Annotated in this window: 14 protein-coding genes and 1 tRNA gene; 14 read left to right on the forward strand and 1 reads right to left on the reverse strand. The window is 42.7% G+C overall.

The window, feature by feature from the left end:
* The 10 genes from AAEY78_RS01875 to rpoC form a co-directional block, all read left to right on the forward strand.
* A partial coding sequence (locus tag AAEY78_RS01875) for an EF-Tu C-terminal domain-related protein (RefSeq protein WP_502943629.1) occupies positions 1-75 on the forward strand: 75 nt, incomplete at its 5' end.
* 301 nt (positions 76-376) lie between these two features.
* Positions 377-452 (forward strand) — tRNA-Trp (locus AAEY78_RS01880).
* Between the two features lie 50 nt (positions 453-502).
* A complete protein-coding gene (gene secE / locus AAEY78_RS01885; protein WP_352336840.1) occupies positions 503-988 on the forward strand; it encodes a preprotein translocase subunit SecE in 486 nt (161 codons plus the stop codon).
* A gap of 125 nt (positions 989-1113) precedes the next feature.
* Entirely contained in the window at positions 1114-1644 is a 531-nt protein-coding gene (nusG, locus tag AAEY78_RS01890) for a transcription termination/antitermination protein NusG (RefSeq protein WP_352336842.1), read from the forward strand.
* Positions 1645-1731: 87 nt separating this feature from the next.
* Positions 1732-2163, forward strand: a complete 432-nt coding sequence (rplK, locus tag AAEY78_RS01895) for a 50S ribosomal protein L11 (protein WP_352336844.1) — start codon at positions 1732-1734, stop codon at positions 2161-2163.
* The gene (gene rplA, locus AAEY78_RS01900) at positions 2164-2865 is read left to right on the forward strand and encodes a 50S ribosomal protein L1 (protein WP_352336845.1); all 702 of its coding nucleotides are present in this window, start codon (positions 2164-2166) and stop codon (positions 2863-2865) included.
* A gap of 456 nt (positions 2866-3321) precedes the next feature.
* Positions 3322-3849 (forward strand): 50S ribosomal protein L10, encoded by a 528-nt coding sequence (gene rplJ / locus AAEY78_RS01905; RefSeq protein WP_325246736.1) that lies wholly within the window; start codon positions 3322-3324, stop codon positions 3847-3849.
* 126 nt (positions 3850-3975) lie between these two features.
* Positions 3976-4347 carry a 50S ribosomal protein L7/L12 gene (gene rplL, locus AAEY78_RS01910; protein WP_352336847.1) on the forward strand — a complete coding sequence of 124 codons (372 nt, stop codon included), beginning with the start codon at positions 3976-3978 and terminating at the stop codon, positions 4345-4347.
* A 574-nt stretch (positions 4348-4921) separates the two neighbouring features.
* Positions 4922-9040, forward strand: a complete 4119-nt coding sequence (rpoB, locus tag AAEY78_RS01915) for a DNA-directed RNA polymerase subunit beta (RefSeq protein WP_352336848.1) — start codon at positions 4922-4924, stop codon at positions 9038-9040.
* A gap of 171 nt (positions 9041-9211) precedes the next feature.
* Positions 9212-13441 carry a DNA-directed RNA polymerase subunit beta' gene (rpoC, locus tag AAEY78_RS01920; protein ID WP_352336850.1) on the forward strand — a complete coding sequence of 1410 codons (4230 nt, stop codon included), beginning with the start codon at positions 9212-9214 and terminating at the stop codon, positions 13439-13441.
* A 437-nt stretch (positions 13442-13878) separates the two neighbouring features.
* On the opposite strand, the gene AAEY78_RS01925 is transcribed toward rpoC, so the two are convergent.
* Positions 13879-16563 carry a penicillin-binding protein 1A gene (locus AAEY78_RS01925; RefSeq protein WP_352336852.1) on the reverse strand — a complete coding sequence of 895 codons (2685 nt, stop codon included), beginning with the start codon at positions 16561-16563 and terminating at the stop codon, positions 13879-13881.
* A 192-nt stretch (positions 16564-16755) separates the two neighbouring features.
* Here AAEY78_RS01925 and AAEY78_RS01930 point away from each other — a divergent pair, with 192 nt between their 5' ends.
* The 4 genes from AAEY78_RS01930 to AAEY78_RS01945 are packed head-to-tail and all read left to right on the forward strand — an operon-like array spanning position 16756 to position 19767.
* Complete coding sequence (locus AAEY78_RS01930) at positions 16756-17811, forward strand: pilus assembly protein PilM (RefSeq protein ID WP_352336853.1); 1056 nt, start codon at positions 16756-16758, stop codon at positions 17809-17811.
* The gene (locus AAEY78_RS01935) at positions 17811-18494 is read left to right on the forward strand and encodes a PilN domain-containing protein (protein ID WP_352336855.1); all 684 of its coding nucleotides are present in this window, start codon (positions 17811-17813) and stop codon (positions 18492-18494) included. The genes AAEY78_RS01930 and AAEY78_RS01935 overlap by 1 nt, the downstream gene beginning before the upstream one ends.
* A complete protein-coding gene (locus AAEY78_RS01940) occupies positions 18491-19219 on the forward strand; it encodes a type IV pilus inner membrane component PilO (RefSeq protein WP_352336856.1) in 729 nt (242 codons plus the stop codon). The genes AAEY78_RS01935 and AAEY78_RS01940 overlap by 4 nt, the downstream gene beginning before the upstream one ends.
* A complete protein-coding gene (locus tag AAEY78_RS01945; protein WP_352336858.1) occupies positions 19219-19767 on the forward strand; it encodes a pilus assembly protein PilP in 549 nt (182 codons plus the stop codon). Before AAEY78_RS01940 ends, AAEY78_RS01945 begins: the two co-directional genes overlap by 1 nt.
* The last annotated feature ends 13 nt before the right edge of the window (positions 19768-19780 follow it).

Consider the following 19780-nt stretch of genomic DNA (forward strand, 5'->3'; position numbering starts at 1 on the left):
AAAGGTCTTCGCTTCGCTATTCGTGAAGGCGGCCGTACCGTAGGCGCTGGTGTTGTTGCTAACGTTAACGTTTAAGAGTTAACCCCTAGGTTAATGCCAAACGGTTAGTTAAAAGCCATCCTCGAAAGGGGGTGGCTTTTTTTGTGGCTGCTGATGCAGGGTGGTAATTAGCAGTATTAAGATAGAAAGCATTTATAATTTATTTATAGTAACCTTATAACGATATATACAAGTGGGTTTATAGTCTGATATTTACTGTCTTTATTGCTGCAATATGATCATTAATAACCGTCTTATTGGATTAATATGATTAAATATGTGCTTATAACTTGCATTATCTTTAAAATCTTGTATAATTAGCAGCCTTAACACCCCTAGGCGATTGGCTCAATTGGTAGAGCATCGGTCTCCAAAACCGAGGGTTGTAGGTTCGAGTCCTACATCGCCTGCCATCTTTTAGTATATCTTTGTAGTATCCCATCATCTCTAAAGCGAGTCCTTTATGAGCAACAATCAAGATAACCTCGACACTACGTTATCTGATGCCAAGGCGGCTAATGGTGGGTTACTGACTAAAAATAACCACATATCAGCGACCAATACGTCTGCTGTGGAAGTGGCAAAAACCAGTTCAACAAAAGATATCATGCTATGGTTATTAGCGATCATAGTATTAATCGGTGCGACATTGGTTAATCAGTATTTACCAGGCTATTGGCAACCCGCCAATGAGGTTTGGATACGGATTAGCATTATTGTCGCCCTTTTTGTCTTTGCATTAGTATGTTTAGCACTGACCCATCAAGGTCGTGCGTTTAAGACTTTATTGAAAGATGCTGCGGTGGAATTACGCCGTGTCACCTGGCCAAGTAAAGATGAAACGTTTCAATATACATGGCAAGTCATTGTCGTGATTGCCATTGTTGGTTTTATCGTTTGGTTATTAGATAATTTCTTCAATTGGTTCGTGGGCTTATTTATTGGTTAATAGATTAATTTAAATTAGGCGCTCATCTATTATGGGCGATTCTAGTTGGTGTCTGTTAACTTCTATACCCATTAACTCATGTGTCTATTCACTTAGATGTTACTTATAACGGTTAGGAGCGTGATATGCGTTGGTATATTGTCCAAGCGTTTTCAGGATATGAAAAACAAGTACAACGTTCATTAATCGAGCGCATCAATCGTAGTGAATTTGCTGAATCTTTTGGTGATGTATTAGTCCCAACAGAAGAAGTCGTCGAAATGAAAGACGGCAAAAAGCGTAAAAGTGAGCGTAAGTTCTTTCCAGGATATGTCTTGATCCAGATGGAGATGAATGATAATACGTGGCACATTGTTAATGAATGCCCGCGTATTATGGGCTTTATTGGTGGTACGGCTGAAGCGCCTGCGCCAATTACGCCAGTAGAAGCAGATCGCATTTTAAATCGCTTGAATCAAACCGAAGCGACGCCACGTCCGAAAACATTGTTCGAGCCAGGTGAAGAATTATTAGTGATAGATGGTCCATTTACTGACTTTAAAGGGTTGGTTGAAAAAGTGGATTATGAAAAGTCTAAGCTACAATTAACTGTAAACGTATTTAATCGACCGACTCAGGTCGAGCTTGAGTTTAGTAAAGTTGAAAAACTCGACTAGACCCGCAAAAAAATTATCAACCGGGGAGCTGTTAGTCAATTACATCTGTATATTGATTTAGCGTTATTACCCATTTAGGAGAGAATCATGGCTAAGAAGATTGATGGTTACATCAAACTGCAAGTCCCTGCAGGTAAAGCAAATCCTTCACCACCGATTGGTCCAGCATTGGGTCAAAAAGGCGTGAACATCATGGCTTTCTGTAAAGAATTTAACGCTGCAACTTCAGGTCAAGAGCCGGGTCTACCGATCCCAACTGAGATTACAGTATACAGTGATAAATCTTTTACTTTCATCATGAAGTCTCCACCAGCTGCGTACTTGTTGCGTAAGGCTGCTGGCATTGCTAAAGGTTCAGGCACACCTAACACCGCTAAAGTCGGTACGGTTACTCGTGCACAACTTGAAGACATTGTTAAGACTAAAGATGCAGACTTAACCGCAGCTGACCTTGATGCTGCTGTTCGTACCGTTGCTGGTACTGCCCGTTCAATGGGTATTACCGTGGAGGGTGTGTAAATGAGTAAGCTAACCAAACGTCAAAAAGAAATCAATAGCCGTATCGATAACGATAAGCTATATACCATTGAAGAAGCGGTACAAATCTTAAATGATTTACCAGCGTTAAAATTCAAAGAGTCTATTGATATCGCTGTAAATTTGGGTGTTGATCCACGTAAATCTGATCAAGTTGTTCGTGGCGCAACCAATTTACCTGCTGGTACTGGTAAAACCAAACGCGTTGCTGTATTTGCTCAAGGTGCTGCTGCTGAAGCCGCCAAAGAAGCAGGTGCTGACATCGTTGGTTTTGAAGACCTAGCCGAATCAATCAAAGCGGGCAACATGGACTTTGATATCGTTATCGCTGCTCCTGATGCAATGCGCGTTGTTGGGCAATTGGGTACTATCTTAGGTCCACGTGGTCTAATGCCTAACCCTAAAGTCGGTACGGTTACGCCAAACGTTGCTGAAGCTGTTGCCAACGCTAAAGCTGGTCAAGCTCAGTACCGTGTTGATAAAGCCGGTATTATCCATACCACAGTTGGTCAAGTTGGCTTTACTGCTGAACAAGTTATGGAAAATGCTCAAGCTTTATTAGCTGACTTACGTCGTGCTAAGCCTGCTACCTCTAAAGGTGTCTATATCAAGCGTATTACCTTGTCTAGCACTATGGGTCCAGGTCTTGCTATTGATCCAGTACCGCATCGTCTTAATAAATAAGATTAGTGCTAAAGATTCTTGTTTATTATCATAATCCTTTATTTGAGATTAGATAATAAACAAATCCCAATTTTAAACATTAGGTCAGCGTAGCTCGCTACGCTGTCTAAGACCGTAGGTAAAGAGCAGTTTATAAAGAATAATCATAAGTACTAACTTATCTTTAATCTTAAAAAAGCTGCTGTTGTTAATCGATGACAGATGAAAATCTTAGTTGGCCTACGCAGACGGTGACCCACCCAGTTGTTGATAAAAGCCGATAGATTAGTATTAATGCTAGGCTATCACTTGATGTCATTCTGATAACGGTGCCGTAATCAGTCGCTATACAGAGATTACCGTCTATGTATAGCGTGTCGTATCAAGTCAGTCTTAGCAAGTTGTTTAAGTTATTTATACTTCGAGTATTACAGACTTAAATCATGAGCGGATTGGTAAGATTAAAGGAGTCAACTTATGGCATTAACGCTAGAGCAAAAACAACAAGTTGTGGCTGAAGTGTCTGAAGTTGCTGCTAATGCTTACTCAGCAGTAGCTGCCGAATATCATGGTATTGGTGTTGCAAAGCTTACTAAGCTGCGCGAACAAGCCCGTGAAAAAGGCGTCGTTTTAAAAGTGGTAAAAAATACCCTAGCGAAACGCGCGTTTGAAGGCACTAAGTTTGAGAGCATGTCAGACCGTATGACTGGTCCATTACTTTTGGCTTTCTCTATGGAAGATTTGGGATCTGCTGCACGAGTCATTTTTGACTTCAGCAAAGATCACAAAGCTTTAGAGACCAAATTGGTATCAGTTGGTGGTGTTGTTTATGGTCCAGAAGAGCTAGAGCGCGTATCGAAGCTACCAACTCGCGACGAAGCACTTTCTATCTTGATGGCTACTATGAATGCACCAGTAACCAAGCTTGTTCAAACTATGAACGCTGTTCCTAGTAAGCTTGTTCGCACGGTAGCAGCAATCAAAGACGCAAAAGAAGCGGCATAATTGCTTGTTTTAACGTAACTTTGACATCGCCGATTGCACTATATTGCCAACCCTATTTGAAAATTTGGCAAGCAATCTAAGCGATATTAAAATCAATTAAATTTTATCAGATAACGGAGAGTTCTCATGGCACTATCTAAAGATGACGTGTTAAACGCAATCGCTGAAATGTCAGTAATGGATATCGTTGAATTAATCAGCGCTATGGAAGAAAAATTCGGCGTAACTACTGCTGTCGCTGCTGCACCTGCTGCTGCCGGCCCTGCTGCTGCTGCTGCTGAAGAAAAAGACGAGTTTGACGTAATTCTTGCCAGCTTTGGCGAGAAGAAAGTTGGCGTAATTAAAGCCGTACGTGAAGCTACTGGTCTTGGCCTAAAAGAAGCGAAAGATTTGGTTGAGAGCGCTCCAGCTCCAATCAAAGAAGGCGCTAACAAAGCTGAAGCTGAAGAGTTGAAAAAGAAACTTGAAGAAGCTGGTGCAACTGTTGAACTAAAATAAGCTTAGCTTATAGTAGTGTTGTACAAAAAAAGCTGGTGATGCCTTGCATTACTGGCTTTTTTTTATTATAATTCGTAGCTTGACCTTTTGTGTCTGCCAACAGTCGTATGCATTAGCACGGTGGATACCCATCAAAAGGACACACGATATATATGCACGCACGCACGCAAGTTTTTATGAGCAGTTAAGACAAGCTAAATATCCGAAGATATTTGGCGATTTTTTGTGTCTGCTGTCTTTTCTAATAATACTGTCTTTTTTCTAAAATTTAAAATTGATAGCTGTTGTAATAATTACTTTTAAATATTTTAACATGATTTTACTGTCAGTAAATGAGCTTATAGACAGTAATTATTGTCGACGATACTCGTTATTATTAGATACTAATAATCGAGGTTAGCTGATTTATCACTGTTAAGTACGGAATGCTTGCTATGAGATTGGGTTTAGCAAATATTCCGTACTTAATATGACACCCTATTTTTTATTATCGTTTACGTTGCTATGTTTGCAAAATATTGCTGCAAACTGGTTACGCTTTAATTTGTTTCCACGTTTACTGTAAGGACTCTCGATGGCATATTCTTATACTGAAAAAAAGCGTATTCGCAAAAGTTTTGCTGAATTGCCTACTGTAATGGACATTCCTTATTTGTTGTCCATTCAAGTAGATTCTTATGAGCAATTTTTGCAAGAGCACAAAAAGCCAAAAGCTCGTGAGAATACTGGTTTGCAAGCGGCATACTCTTCTATTTTTCCGATCGAAAGTCACTCTGGTAATGCAGAGTTACAGTTCGTTGAGTATCATTTAGGCACGCCTGAATTTGACGAGCGCGAATGTATTCTACGCGGTTCAACATTTGCAGCACCGATGCGCGTCAAAATTCGTTTGATTATCAAGGATAAAGACAGTAAAGATAAAGACAGCAAAGCAGCAATTAAAGACATCCGTGAGCAAAGCGTTTACATGGGCGAGATGCCATTGATGACCGCTAACGGTACTTTTATTATTAATGGTACTGAGCGAGTTATCGTTTCTCAGTTGCATCGTTCACCTGGTGTCTTCTTTGATCATGATAAAGGTAAGTCACATTCAAGTGGTAAAGTGCTTTATAACGCGCGTATTATTCCTTACCGTGGTTCATGGTTAGACTTCGAATTTGATGCTAAAGATTTGGTATTTGCGCGTATTGACCGTCGTCGTAAATTACTTGCTTCTATCATTTTGCGTGCGTTAGGTTTAAGTACTGGTGAGATTTTAGATCTGTTCTTTGAAAAAGTAGCCGTTTATAAAGGCGAAGAGCAGTTTGAGATTGATTTGGTTGCTGATCGTTTGCGTGGTGAAATGGCGCAATTTGATATCACAACGCCTGATGGTACCGTGGTTGTTGAGCAAGGTAAACGCATTAATGCGCGCCGTATTCGTCAGCTTGAAGAAGCAGGTATGACGAAAATCTCGATTCCTGATGAATACTTATATGAGCGTATTTTAGCCGAAGATATCATTGTTAATGATGAAGTTATTGCCCGTGCTAATACTCTAATTGACCATGAATTATTGGTTAAATTAAGTGCATTCGAAGCCAGTGAGTCAATTAAAGAATTTAGTATTCTATTTACTAATGATATTGATCAGGGCAGTTATATCGCTGATACGTTACGTGCCGATAGCACCTCAACTCGTGAAGAAGCGCTGGTTGAAATCTATAAAGTCATGCGTCCAGGTGAGCCACCAACGATTGAAACTGCTGAAAAATTATTCGAGAGCATGTTCTTTAATGCGGATCGCTATGATTTATCAAATGTTGGTCGTATGAAATTTAACCGCCGTTTAGGGTTAGAGTTCGAAAATACTGATGATCCTGATATTCAACGTGAACGTAGTGTATTGACCAATGCCGATATCGTGAACGTATTAAAAGAGCTAATTGAAATCCGTAACGGTCGCGGCGAAGTCGATGATATTGACCATTTGGGTAACCGCCGTATTCGCTCAGTAGGCGAGATGGCAGAAAACCAATTCCGTGTTGGTCTAGTACGTGTTGAACGTGCGGTTAAAGAGCGTTTAAGCTCAGCAGAATCTGATAATTTATCACCGCAAGATTTGATTAACTCAAAGCCAGTTGCGGCTGCGGTTAAAGAATTCTTTGGTTCAAGTCAGTTATCGCAGTTTATGGATCAAAATAATCCATTGTCTGAAGTGACGCATAAACGCCGTGTGTCTGCACTAGGACCCGGTGGTCTGACCCGTGAACGCGCAGGCTTTGAAGTTCGTGACGTACATGATACCCATTATGGTCGCGTATGCCCGATTGAAACTCCTGAAGGTCCAAACATTGGTTTGATTAACTCATTAGCGACCTTTGCTAAAACCAACAGCTTTGGCTTCTTAGAGACGCCTTATCGCCGTGTGGTTGATGGTAAGGTAACGGATGTTATTGAGTATCTATCAGCAATTGAAGAAGTCGGTACGGTCATTGCACAGGCTGATTCACCAGTAACTGCTGATGGCGCATTATCTGATGAGATGGTCAGTGTCCGTAGCTATGGTGAATTTGTCCGTATGCCGCCAGAAAAAGTGACCCATATGGATGTGTCACCAAGTCAGGTAGTATCGGTCGCTGCTGGTTTGATTCCATTCCTAGAGCATGATGATGCTAACCGTGCCTTGATGGGCTCGAACATGCAGCGTCAGGCAGTTCCTACGCTACGTGCTGATAAGCCGTTAGTAGGTACGGGTATGGAGCGTCACGTTGCGCGTGACTCAGGCGTTTGTGTGATCGCTAAGCGTGGCGGTGTGATCGAAGACGTTGATGCTTCGCGTGTTGTGGTTCGTGTTAATGAAGATGAGATGATTGCTGGTGAAGCAGGTATTGATATCTATAATTTAGTTAAATACACCCGTTCTAACCAAAACACTTGTATTAACCAACGTATTATTGTTAACCAAGGCGACGAAATCGCTTCAGGCGATATCTTAGCTGATGGTCCGTCAACGGATCTTGGTGAGTTGGCATTGGGTCAGAATATCCGTATTGCATTCATGCCGTGGAATGGTTACAACTTCGAAGATTCTATTCTTTTATCTGAAAAAGTTGTTAAAGAAGACCGCTTTACCACTATTCATATTCAAGAATTGACTTGTGTGGCGCGTGATACCAAACTTGGAACGGAAGAAATCACTGCCGATATTCCAAACGTTGGTGAAGCAGCATTATCAAGCCTTGATGAAGCTGGTATCGTATATATCGGCGCTGAAGTAGATGCTGGCGATATCTTAGTTGGTAAAGTCACGCCAAAAGGTGAGACGCAACTGACGCCAGAAGAGAAACTACTGCGGGCAATCTTTGGTGAAAAAGCCGCTGATGTGAAAGACACTTCATTACGTGTTCCAACATCAAGTAAAGGCACGGTTATTGACGTTCAAGTCTTTACCCGTGATGGCGTTGAAAAAGATGCACGTGCAAGAGCGATTGAAAAATCACAGCTTGATAGCTATCGCAAAGATTTAAAAGAAGAGCTACGTATCTTTGAGGAAGCGGCTCGTGGTCGTATCGCAAGTTTATTAGATGGTCAAAAAGTAAGTGGTGGTTCTGGTCTAAAAGCCGGTACCGTTATGGCTGCTGCTGACATGAAAGACATGAGTCTTGAGACGTTACTTGACATTCAGCCTGTTGAAGAAGAAATCTCTGAACGCTTGACCCAAATTGCAGAATATTTGGTTGATAAGCAAAAAGACATCGACAGTAAGTTTGCTGAGAAAAAACGCAAATTGACTGCTGGCGATGACTTGCAACATGGCGTACAGAAAATTGTTAAGGTTTATCTAGCGGTTAAGCGTCGCATCCAGCCTGGTGATAAAATGGCGGGTCGTCATGGTAACAAAGGTGTGGTTTCACGCATTATGCCGGTTGAAGACATGCCATATGATGAGCATGGTAATACCGTTGATATCGTGCTAAATCCGCTTGGTGTACCATCGCGTATGAATATTGGTCAGGTACTTGAGACCCATTTAGGTATGGCGGCAAAAGGCTTGGGCGAAAAAATTGACGGTATGCTCAAAGCGCAAGCGGCGATGAAAGACTTACGTGATTTCTTAGACCAAATTTATAATAAAGTTGGTGGCGAACAGGTCGATCTTGATAGCTTATCAGATGACGACATCATGGCACTTGCCAACAACTTGCGTGCTGGTGTGCCAATGGGTACGGCAGTATTTGATGGCGCACATGAGCATCAAGTGAAAGACTTGCTTGAGCTTGCTGGTTTATCAAGAGATGGTCAGCAAACATTATATGATGGTCGTACTGGTCAGAAGTTTGACCGTAAAGTAACGGTCGGCTATATGTACATGCTGAAATTGAACCATTTGGTCGATGACAAAATGCATGCACGTTCAACTGGTTCTTATTCACTAGTGACGCAGCAGCCGCTTGGTGGTAAAGCTCAGTTCGGTGGTCAGCGCTTTGGTGAGATGGAAGTATGGGCACTAGAAGCGTACGGTGCCACTTATACCTTGCAAGAAATGCTAACGGTGAAATCGGATGACGTTGAAGGACGTACCCGTATGTATAAAAACATCGTCGATGGTGAACAGTATATGGATCCAGGCATGCCTGAATCGTTTAACGTACTAACCAAAGAAATCAAATCATTGGGTATTAATATTGAGTTAAAACAAAGCAACTAATTCTTATAAAACGCATTAACGATTTTATAAAATGCAGTTGTCCTCCTAAAAGCAGTAGCTAGTGCTGCTGCTTTTAGTGACTTATCTTAACCCTATTCATTGCCTTCATTTCTATACTAGCATCATGTTTAGCACGCTATTATAGGATTATAGAGATAACGGAGAAGCAACTTGAAAGATTTACTCGATATCATGCAAAGCCCTACCAGCAATGGTAATCATGAGTTTGATAGCATCCAAATTACTTTGGCATCACCTGACGTTATTAAGTCATGGTCGCATGGTGAAGTTAAAAAGCCTGAAACCATCAATTATCGTACCTTTAAGCCTGAGCGTGACGGTCTGTTCTGTGCCAAAATTTTTGGTCCAGTAAAAGATTTTGAATGTTTGTGTGGCAAATACAAGCGTCGTAAGTTCCAAGGCGTTATCTGTGAAAAATGTGGCGTTGAAGTCACCACCGCTAAAGTACGTCGTGATCGTATGGGTCATATTGACCTAGCGAGCCCTGTTGCGCACATTTGGTTCTTAAAATCATTACCAAGCCGTATTGGTCTATTATTAGACATGACGCTTCGTGATATCGAACGCGTCTTATATTTCGAAAGCTATATCGTGACCGAGCCGGGTTTGACTTCTTTAGAGAAGTATCAATTGCTTGATGATGAAGATTATTTTAAAGCATTGGAAGAATTTGGTGATGAGTTTGTTGCCAAAATGGGCGCAGAAGCAATTCAAGACTTATTAAAAGATATCGATTTAGATATCGAGATTGATGATTTGCGTGAAGCGATTCCGCAAACAGGTTCTGAGACCAAGCTTAAAAAGATGTCTAAGCGTCTTAAATTGTTAGAAGCGTTCCGCGATTCTAATAATAAACCTGAATGGATGGTCATGACCATCTTGCCAGTACTACCACCAGATTTGCGCCCGCTAGTACCACTAGAAGGTGGTCGTTTTGCGACTTCAGATTTGAACGATTTATATCGCCGCGTTATTAACCGTAATAACCGTCTTAAGCGTCTGCTTGAGCTAAGCGCTCCTGATATCATCGTACGTAACGAAAAACGTATGTTGCAAGAATCAGTAGATGCCCTACTTGATAACGGTCGTCGCGGTCGCGCCATTACGGGTAGTAACAAGCGTCCATTGAAATCTTTGGCTGATATGATCAAAGGTAAGCAAGGTCGTTTCCGTCAGAATTTGCTAGGTAAACGTGTTGACTATTCTGGTCGTTCGGTGATCGTTGTTGGTCCAACCCTACGTCTACATCAGTGTGGTTTACCGAAGAAGATGGCACTTGAGTTATTCAAGCCATTTACTTATAACAAACTATTATCACATGGTTTAGCAACGACGATTAAAGCTGCCAAAAAAATGGTAGAGCGTGAAGAGCCACAAGTGTGGGATATGCTGGCCATGGTTATCCGTGAGCATCCAGTACTTCTTAACCGTGCGCCAACGCTTCACCGTTTGGGTCTACAGGCATTTGAGCCAGTACTTATTGAAGGTAAAGCGATTCAGCTTCATCCTCTAGTTTGTACTGCGTTTAACGCCGACTTTGACGGTGACCAAATGGCCGTTCACGTGCCGTTGACCTTAGAGGCACAGCTTGAATCACGTGCGCTCATGATGTCGACCAACAATATCTTGTCACCTGCGAACGGTGAGCCGATCATTGTACCGTCACAAGACGTGGTATTGGGTCTGTATTACATCAGCCGCTCATCAGTAAACGCTAAAGGCGAGGGCATGATTTTTGCCACCGTTAATGAAGCTTTACGTGCCATTGGTTCTAACGACTTACACGTAAATGCTAAAATTAAAGTGCGTGTCACTGAAACGCATATTGATGATGATGGTAATCGTACTAAAGAGACAAGTATCAAAGATACTGTTGCTGGTCGCTTATTGATTTGGAATATCATGCCTGTTGGTATGGCTTTTGATGAATGCAATCAAGAGATGACCAAGAAAAATATCTCGCGTCTGATTAACTCTTGTTATCGTAAGATGGGCGTGAAAGACAGCGTTATGTTTGCTGACCAATTGATGTATCTTGGTTTTGCCCAAGCGACATTATCTGGTGTTTCAATCGGTCTGGATGACATGGTTATTCCGCCACTTAAAAAGCAAATCATCGAAGTTGCCGAAGCTGAAGTGCGCGAAATTGAAGATCAGTTCGAGCAAGGCTTTGTGACCGCTGGTGAGCGTTATAATAAAGTGGTTGATATCTGGTCACGTACCAATGATAAAGTCGCCAAAGCGATGATGGATAACTTGGCAACGGATAAAGTTATTAATGCGCAAGGTGAGGAAGAAGAGCAGAAGTCATTTAACTCTATTTTTATCATGTCAGATTCTGGTGCTCGTGGTAGTGCAGCACAGATTCGTCAGCTTGCCGGTATGCGTGGCTTGATGGCAAAACCGGATGGCTCAATTATTGAGACGCCAATTAAAGCCAACTTCCGTGAAGGTTTGACGGTACTTCAGTACTTTATCTCGACTCACGGTGCACGTAAAGGTCTTGCCGATACCGCATTGAAAACCGCTAACTCAGGTTATTTGACCCGTCGTTTGGTGGATGTAGCGCAAGATTTAGTAATTACTACTGATGATTGTGGTACAGATGTTGGTCTACTCATGACGCCGCATATTCAAGGTGGTGAGATCATTGAGAAACTTGGTGATCTTGTACTGGGTCGTGTGACCGCGCGTGATGTGACTTATAATGATAATGCTGAAAAAGTATTGATTCCAGCCGGTACATTGATTGATGAGCATTGGGTTGATACGCTTGATGCAAACGCGATTGATGACATTTGGGTACGTTCAGTGATTACCTGTAATGTGGCACATGGTGTATGTGCTCAATGTTACGGTCGTGACTTGGCACGTGGTCATAAAGTCAATATTGGTGAATCTGTTGGTGTTATGGCAGCCCAATCAATTGGTGAGCCGGGTACTCAGTTAACCATGCGTACTTTCCACGTGGGCGGGGCAGCAAGCTCAGCGTCTGTGGACAATAGCATCTCTGTACGTAATGCCGGTCAAGCGCATTTTGAAAATATGAAAACCGTTGAACACATTGATGGTCACTTGGTTATTGTATCGCGTTCAGCTGAAATTGCGTTGACTGATGACCTTGGTCGTGAGCGTGAGCGTTATAAAGTACCGTATGGTTCAAGCGTACTCGTGAAAAATGGCGATCAAGTTGAAGGCGGTCAAACTATCGCGAAATGGGATCCGCACACGCATCCTATTATCACAGAATTTGCTGGTACCGCACGCTTTAGTGAAATCACTGATGGCTTAACGGCTACCGTAAAAGTTGATGATGCGACTGGTATGAGCTCGTTTGAGATTCTAGCTACGCGTGACCGTTCAAGCTCAGCAAAAGACTTACGTCCAGCAATTATCTTGAACACTGACGAAGGTAAAGAAGTGGTTTACTTCTTACCGGCTGAAACTATCATTCGTGTTGGCGATGGTGAAAAAGTAGCAGCAGGTTCAATTTTGGGTCGTGTACCACAAGCATCATCAGGTACCAAAGATATTACCGGTGGTCTACCACGTGTTGCTGACTTATTTGAAGCACGTCGTCCAAAAGATCACGCTATCATGGCTGAGATGACGGGTGTTGTGAGCTTTGGTAAAGAAACTAAAGGCAAAAATCGCTTTATCATTACCAATGAAGATGGCGAGATTCATGAAGAATTGATTCCAAAATGGCGTCAAATCAACGTGTTTGAAAACGAGACGGTAGCACGCGGTGAGGTTATTGCTGATGGTCCACAAAACCCGCATGATATCTTACGCCTAAAAGGTCAAACTGCACTTGCTAACTATATCGTCAACGAAGTTCAAGACGTTTATCGCTTGCAGGGTGTAAAAATCAACGATAAGCACATCGAAGTTATTATTCGTCAGATGCTGCGTAAAGTTGAGATTACCGATAGCGGTGATTCAAATCACTTTAAAGGCGACCAAGTTGAATATGCAGATATTAAAGCGCTCAATGAGAAACTAACAGGCGAAGATAAATTCCCAGTTCAGTTTGAGCGTCAGCTATTAGGTATTACCAAAGCCAGCTTGGCAACAGAAAGCTTTATCTCAGCCGCATCATTCCAGGAAACCACACGTGTTCTAACGGCAGCGGCTGTTATGGGCAAAGTTGATGAGCTACGCGGTCTGAAAGAAAACGTAGTAGTAGGACGTTTGATTCCGGCTGGTACTGGTCTTGCTTATCATAAAGCGCGTAAAGAGAAAGCAGAGCAGAAGTTGCAGGATAAAGATATGAATGCAGCCTTTGATATGACGACTGCGAATAGTGATAGCAAAGACTTTACAAGTTTCGATGAGGCATTTGCTCAAGAGCTAAGCCAAAGCACCCCGTCAGAATAATAGTATCAGGTGCTCCATTGAGCTCTTATAAGTCAGTCTAATGTTTCTTAAAAAGCCAGCCATGTTGCTGGCTTTTTTGTGCTCAGGGTACTGTAATAATCCTTAAATATTCTAATAAATATATGCATTTACTTGTAGTCTATTACTTCTATTTAAAAAATAGCACATGATAATGTGTAAAGGTGCTTGATTGCGTGTTACGGGTTTAATAACAGCCATGGTGATATGAATAGCGCTATAGAGCGGGCTGCTAACAATAACGAGAAAATGTAAAGGAGATAGTTATAAGAGGTAAAATGACTTATTGAGTTTTTGGCTTTGAATAGGCAATAAAAATGCTTATTCAGTAAAACTGAACAAGCATAGTATATTAAAAGTCGCTGTAATTAGCAGCAGGATAAAACGGTATCAACCGTTTACCTTATTTGTTCATCTTATTAATATAGCGCTGGCATACGGTCGGTCGGCGTTACTTTTAATGGCGTTTGACCTTGGCTATCACTATCTTTACCAGTTGCGGGCGATGATAAGCGTTTGTTATCAATACCTTCAAAGTTATCACCCAGCACTGGTTCAGGTTCTGGCTGTTTACGCTGCTGTTTTTTCGGGGTAACTGGCTTTACACTCTCGCCCGTTTCCATATCCGTATCTTCTTCGCTGGTTACCACGCCATTATCGGTCATCTCTATAATGCGATTTTTCTGCTTTTTAGATTTTGAGCGATTATTTACGGATACCCATTGATGAGGAACGCCTTTTAGTTGCGCTCGCATAAAGTCAATCCATACGGGTAGAGCTGCCACGCCACCATACTCACGGCGACCTAATGTTTCAGGTTGATCAAATCCCATCCAGACAATGGTTGCACTGGTGGGGTGGAAGCCTGCAAACCAAGCATCTTTGGCCTCGTTGGTCGTTCCTGTTTTACCGCCAATATCACCACGACCTAACGCTCTCGCTTTTGTTGCTGTACCGTGCTGAACCACATCTCGTAAGATGTCTGCCATCTCATAGGCAACACGCGGTTTTAAGATGCGCGGTGCTTGGGTCGCATGAACGTATTGAATCACTGGTGCTTGCAGGCGATCGGACATGGGGCTAGCGTTATACGTGCTTAGCGTTAGTGCTTTGAGATATTCGGCTTTATCTTTTGCTTCTTTCTTGGCTTTATCTGCGTTAGAGATTTTGTCTTGTTTACCTTTATCTTTGTCTTCAGTTTTTTCATTACCTTCAACAGGTTTACGATGCGCTTCAAGCAGTTTTTTATTGAGCTCGCCTACTTGTTCATTAAAGCATACGGCACAGGCTTGCTGAGGATTGGCTTGGAACAATAATTTATTATCATAATTATAAATTTGCTCAATGAAGTAGGGCTGAACACGGTGACCACCATTAGCAAATGTGGCATAAGCTGTTGCCATTTGAAGCGGTGTTGCTTGTCCTGCTCCAAGGGCTAAAGAGAGGGTAGTGGGCAGCTTTTCTTTATCAAGACCAAATTGATCCAGTAAGCTTAACGTATCTGAGATACCAATGGCTTGTAGCAAGCGAATAGAAACCAAGTTGCGTGATAAATATAAGCCGCGGCGCAAGGAGATATCACCTAAAAAACGCCCGTCGGAATTTTTTGGTTTCCAGTCGCCCACTTGAATAGGACGGTCGGAGACGATGCTGTCTGGACGGTAACCTTTTTCTAACGCTGCGGTATAGACCAGTGGCTTAATGGTTGAACCTGGCTGACGCCAACCCTGAAGGGCACGGTTAAACTTACTATGATTAAAATCAAAGCCACCAACTAACGCCTTAACAGCGCCATTCTCAGGATTTAAGGATACCAAGCTGCCTTGAACATCAGGTACTTGCGCCAATTTCCAGTTGCCATTTTCAGTTTTAACCAAGCGTATGATGTCATTTTTACTAACAATTTGTCCGGCGTTACCAGGGTAGTTGCCAATACGGTCGGCTGAGAAATACTTGCGCGCCCAACTCATACCTGACCATTGCACCGTGATATTTTCGCCAGATGGTATGGTCGCCTCAAAGCTGCGTGAGCTGACTTTGGTGACTTTGGCAGGAATCATGCTACCGTAAGCTCGGAATTTTTCTAATGGTTTATCATTGGCTTCAGCGCCGCGCCAGCCATGACGATGATCGTATGCTAATAAACCTTTTAACACCGCCTTTTCAGCATCAATTTGTGCTTTGCTATCGACCGTCAGCCTAACACGCCAGCCACCATTCACCACCTGTTCGCCATAACGATTTACTAAAGCATAGCGTGTCATTTCCGCTAAATACGGCATATTAACATCAAGCTTTTCTTGATAAAGATTCAGACCGATGGGGGCGCGAATGGCCGTATCATGTTGTGCTTGAGTGATATAGCCAAGCTCATGCATGCGACCGATGATCCAGTTGCGCCGAGTTAAGGCACGGCTTGGATTGGCAACTGGGTTATATTTAGAGGGCGCTTTGGGTAGACCTGCAAGCATCGCCATTTCAGCAATACTCAGTCTATCTAGCGATTTGCTATAATATTTTTTGGCGGCAGCACGAATACCATAGGCACCTTCACCCAGATAAATCTTATTCACATATAACGTTAAAATCTCATTTTTGCTAAGCTCATCTTCCATCTTTCGGGCGACAAACAGCTCTGTGAGCTTACGATTTAGAGTGCGCTCAGAACTTAAAAAATAGTTTTTCGCCACCTGCATAGTGATGGTGGAGCCGCCTGTCTGTCCTTCATCATCCGTAACGACTTCGGTTACTGCACGACCCAGACCTTTAATACTAATGCCACTGTGCTGAAAAAATGATGAGTCTTCAGCGGCTAAAAAGGCATGAGTCAGATCCTCTGGAATCTGCTCAAATGAGACAGGAAGTGATAAGCGATTACCGTATTGTCCAATGAGCTTATCATCGCTACTATAAATCTGTAACGGCATCTCTAAGCTTGCGGTTTTAATCTCTTGAATACTAGGTAACGTTGGTGACAAATACATTGCCATACCATAAAACCCAATAGGCACAGCAAGGGCTAAAATCACGGCCAAGGCCAAAAAGGCAATAAATAGCCCCACTAAAAAGTGAACCAGACGAGCGGTAGCGATGTTTTTGGTCATAATGAGACTTATCGGTTAAAATTTGCAACAAATGGAATATTATACCTTGAACACAAAAACGAGTTACATTAAAAGTGTAACTACTCTACAATAGTGCGTCTATTTACTTGAATGTCTGTAGTAAGTAACGTATTGTATTGTATTCTTACAGATAAGTACTAAATTGTACACTTAATATAAAGGATTGAGGTAGTGAGACTATTTTCTCCACGGGGGCGACACTTAGTTGGGGTAGATGTCTGCGCTACCTCCATAAAAATCGTTTTTATAGAACGGCAGCACGGCACATTCCATCTTAAGACCTACGGTATCGAGCACTTAGCACCAGGTGTGGTTGTCGACAAGACAATCATAGATATAGAGGCTGTCAGTATGGCAATTGCTGCGCTAGCAAGGCGTTGTCAGGTCAACGGTCGTGAAGCTGTTACTGCAGTTTCTGGCTCATCGGTGATTACTAAAATCATCGATATGGATCTGCTGTTAACAGATGTAGAGCGTGAGGCTCAGATTCGCCTAGATGCTGAGCAGTATATTCCTTATCCGCTAGAAGAAGTCAATTTGGACTTTGAAGTTCTGGGACCCTCGTTATTGGATGAGAATCTAGTGCAAGTTTTGCTTGCCGCATCACGTTCAGAAAACGTGGAGCTATATGTAGATGCTTTGACGCTGGCAGGTTTTAAGACCAAGATAGTGGATATTGAATCGCATGCAATAGAACGTGCCTTCGGTTTAATGGTTGATAATTTGAGCAATATGCCCGAATTGGTAGCATTGGTTGATATTGGGCATCATGAAACCACTTTATATGTTGCTAAAGATGGAAAGTTTGTTTATAGTCGCGAACAGTTGTTTGGTGGTTTGCAGTTAACTGAGGCCATACAGAATCGATATGGCTTGTCGTTTGAAGAAGCCACTATCAATAAGCTTGAGCATACGCTACCGGATGATTATTATCCAGAAATATTGATCCCTTTTATGGAAAGCGCTATTCAGCAAATTACCCGATCTTTACAGTTCTATTTTTCATCTAGCCCTTATGACAGCGTCGATCATTTGGTGCTTGCCGGTGGTAGTAGCTCTATTCCAGGTTTTGCCGGTATGGTTCAGCAAAAATTAGGGGTGCCGGTGACGGTTGCCAATCCATTTATTAATATGACTATTAATCCTTATATCAATAATGAGCAGCTGACCATTGATGCCCCAAGCCTAATGGCGGCATGTGGACTGGCTTTGAGGAGCTTTGATTAATGGCTCGTATTAACCTATTGCCCTGGCGGCAAGAAGAACGCGCACGCCGTAACAAAGAATTCATGACGCTGGTTGTGGCCGTGGTTTTATTAGCGCTATTGTCAGCTTTTGCAACTTGGAGCTATTTTAATAATGAGCTGCAAGATCAACGGGACGCGAATGCGCTTATCGAGCAAGAAAATAGCCGATTAGATGCAGCGTTAAAAGAGATTGATACTTTAGAGCAGCGCCGTGAAGATATCATCGCTCGTATGCAGGTTATTCAGGATTTGCAAGGTCGCCGTCCTGTACCCGTGAGGCTGTGGGATGATATTGCCAATGCTATTCCGCCGGCCTTGTATCTCACCAGTCTAAAGCGTGAAGGGGATCTGATTACGTTGATTGGGTTTGCTGATAACCCAAATGTGGTATCGAGCCTGATTCGTAGCTTAGACAACAGTGAGTGGATGGGTAATTCTGCCGTACGCAATATTCAGCAAAACATCACTGCCTATGCACCTGCGCCGACCCTGAGTACGACCGTAACAACAGGAGAGCAGTCGCGCCCTGTGTATCCAGAAGACAGTTATGTGCAATTTGAAATTACGACTCAAGTGCAACTAGAAACGGATAAGGCAGAGACTGATGCAGCTGGTACGCTACCTGTGCCTACCCCTCCATCTGAGTCGGGAGAAGGGTCATGAAACTTATCCGCAAAAAAACCTTATTAAAAAAGAAAAAAACAGCCACGCCTAGAAAGTCTTTTGATTTTAATGAATTCCGGCGCAGTTTTGAGTCATTAGATACTGAAAACTACGGCAGCTGGCCAGTACCAGTTAAAGTGACTGTGCTATTTTTTATTGTGGCACTGATTGCCGCTTTGTCTTGGGCGCTGCCCATCAGTAGCAAGCTGGATGAAATTGTTGCTGCTGAAGGTGAGCAACAAACGCTACTGACCAGCTATCGCGAAAAAGAATCCAAAGCCCGACATCTTAATGCTTATAAAACTCAAGTGGCGCAAATGGAAACCGAGTTCACCACGCTGCTTGATCAGTTGCCCAAAGAGACTCGTGTATCAGAGCTATTAGAAGGCATTAATATGACCGGCGTTGGCAGTAATATTCGCTTTCAAGATATTTCAGTTGAGCCGGAAATTGAGCAGGAGTTCTTTATTGAGCAGCCGATTCGTATTGCGGCATTGGGTGAGTATCATCAATTTGGTAGTTTTATCAGCGGTCTTGCTGCCTTACCGCGTATTTTTACCATGCATGATTTTGAGGTCATCAATCCGCAGCCGACTTTAGATAAGTTACCGGAGCTGAACTTAATTATTCAAGCCAAAACCTATCGCTCAAAAGAAATTACTGCAGAAAATACGGTGGAAGAAGGTGCTCCTGCCGCCACTGATGATAGCGCAGGAGAGAACTAATGACTATCTCACCATCTCTATTGACTAAGCTGCCGGCAGTATTAACACTGAGTATTGCGGCGATATGGTTGACCGGTTGCAGTGATCGCATTGGCATGGCAGAGCAGGCGATGTATGATATTCGCAGTGAGCCGGCACAGCCTATTGAGACGCCGCCACAAGCAAAGCTAATAGAGGATTTTGTCTATAGCGCCAGCCAATTGCGCAGTCCGTTTTTACCGCCGAGTTTGGTTAGTGTGCAGGCACCTGAAGCCTCCTTTGAAGGGGTTCGCCCAGATATTAGCCGTACCAAAGAGCCACTTGAGCAGTACGAAATTGCGCAGTTGATCTTCCGTGGTCAAGTGATATCACCAGAGGGCAAGCAATATGCGTTGGTACAACGTCCTGATGGTTCAGTCGCTAGTGTACAAGTGGGCGATTATCTTGGTTTAAATGATGGCCGTATCGTTGAAATCACACCAACTCAGATTAATTTGATTGAAATTGTGCCAGACAGCCGCGCCGGGTTTATCGAAAGACCGCAGTCGCTGGTTTCTCCTATTAGCTAAGTTGGCAGATTTT

Source organism: Psychrobacter sp. 16-MNA-CIBAN-0192 (genome assembly GCF_040309565.1).
Taxonomy (GTDB): Bacteria; Pseudomonadota; Gammaproteobacteria; order Pseudomonadales; family Moraxellaceae; genus Psychrobacter.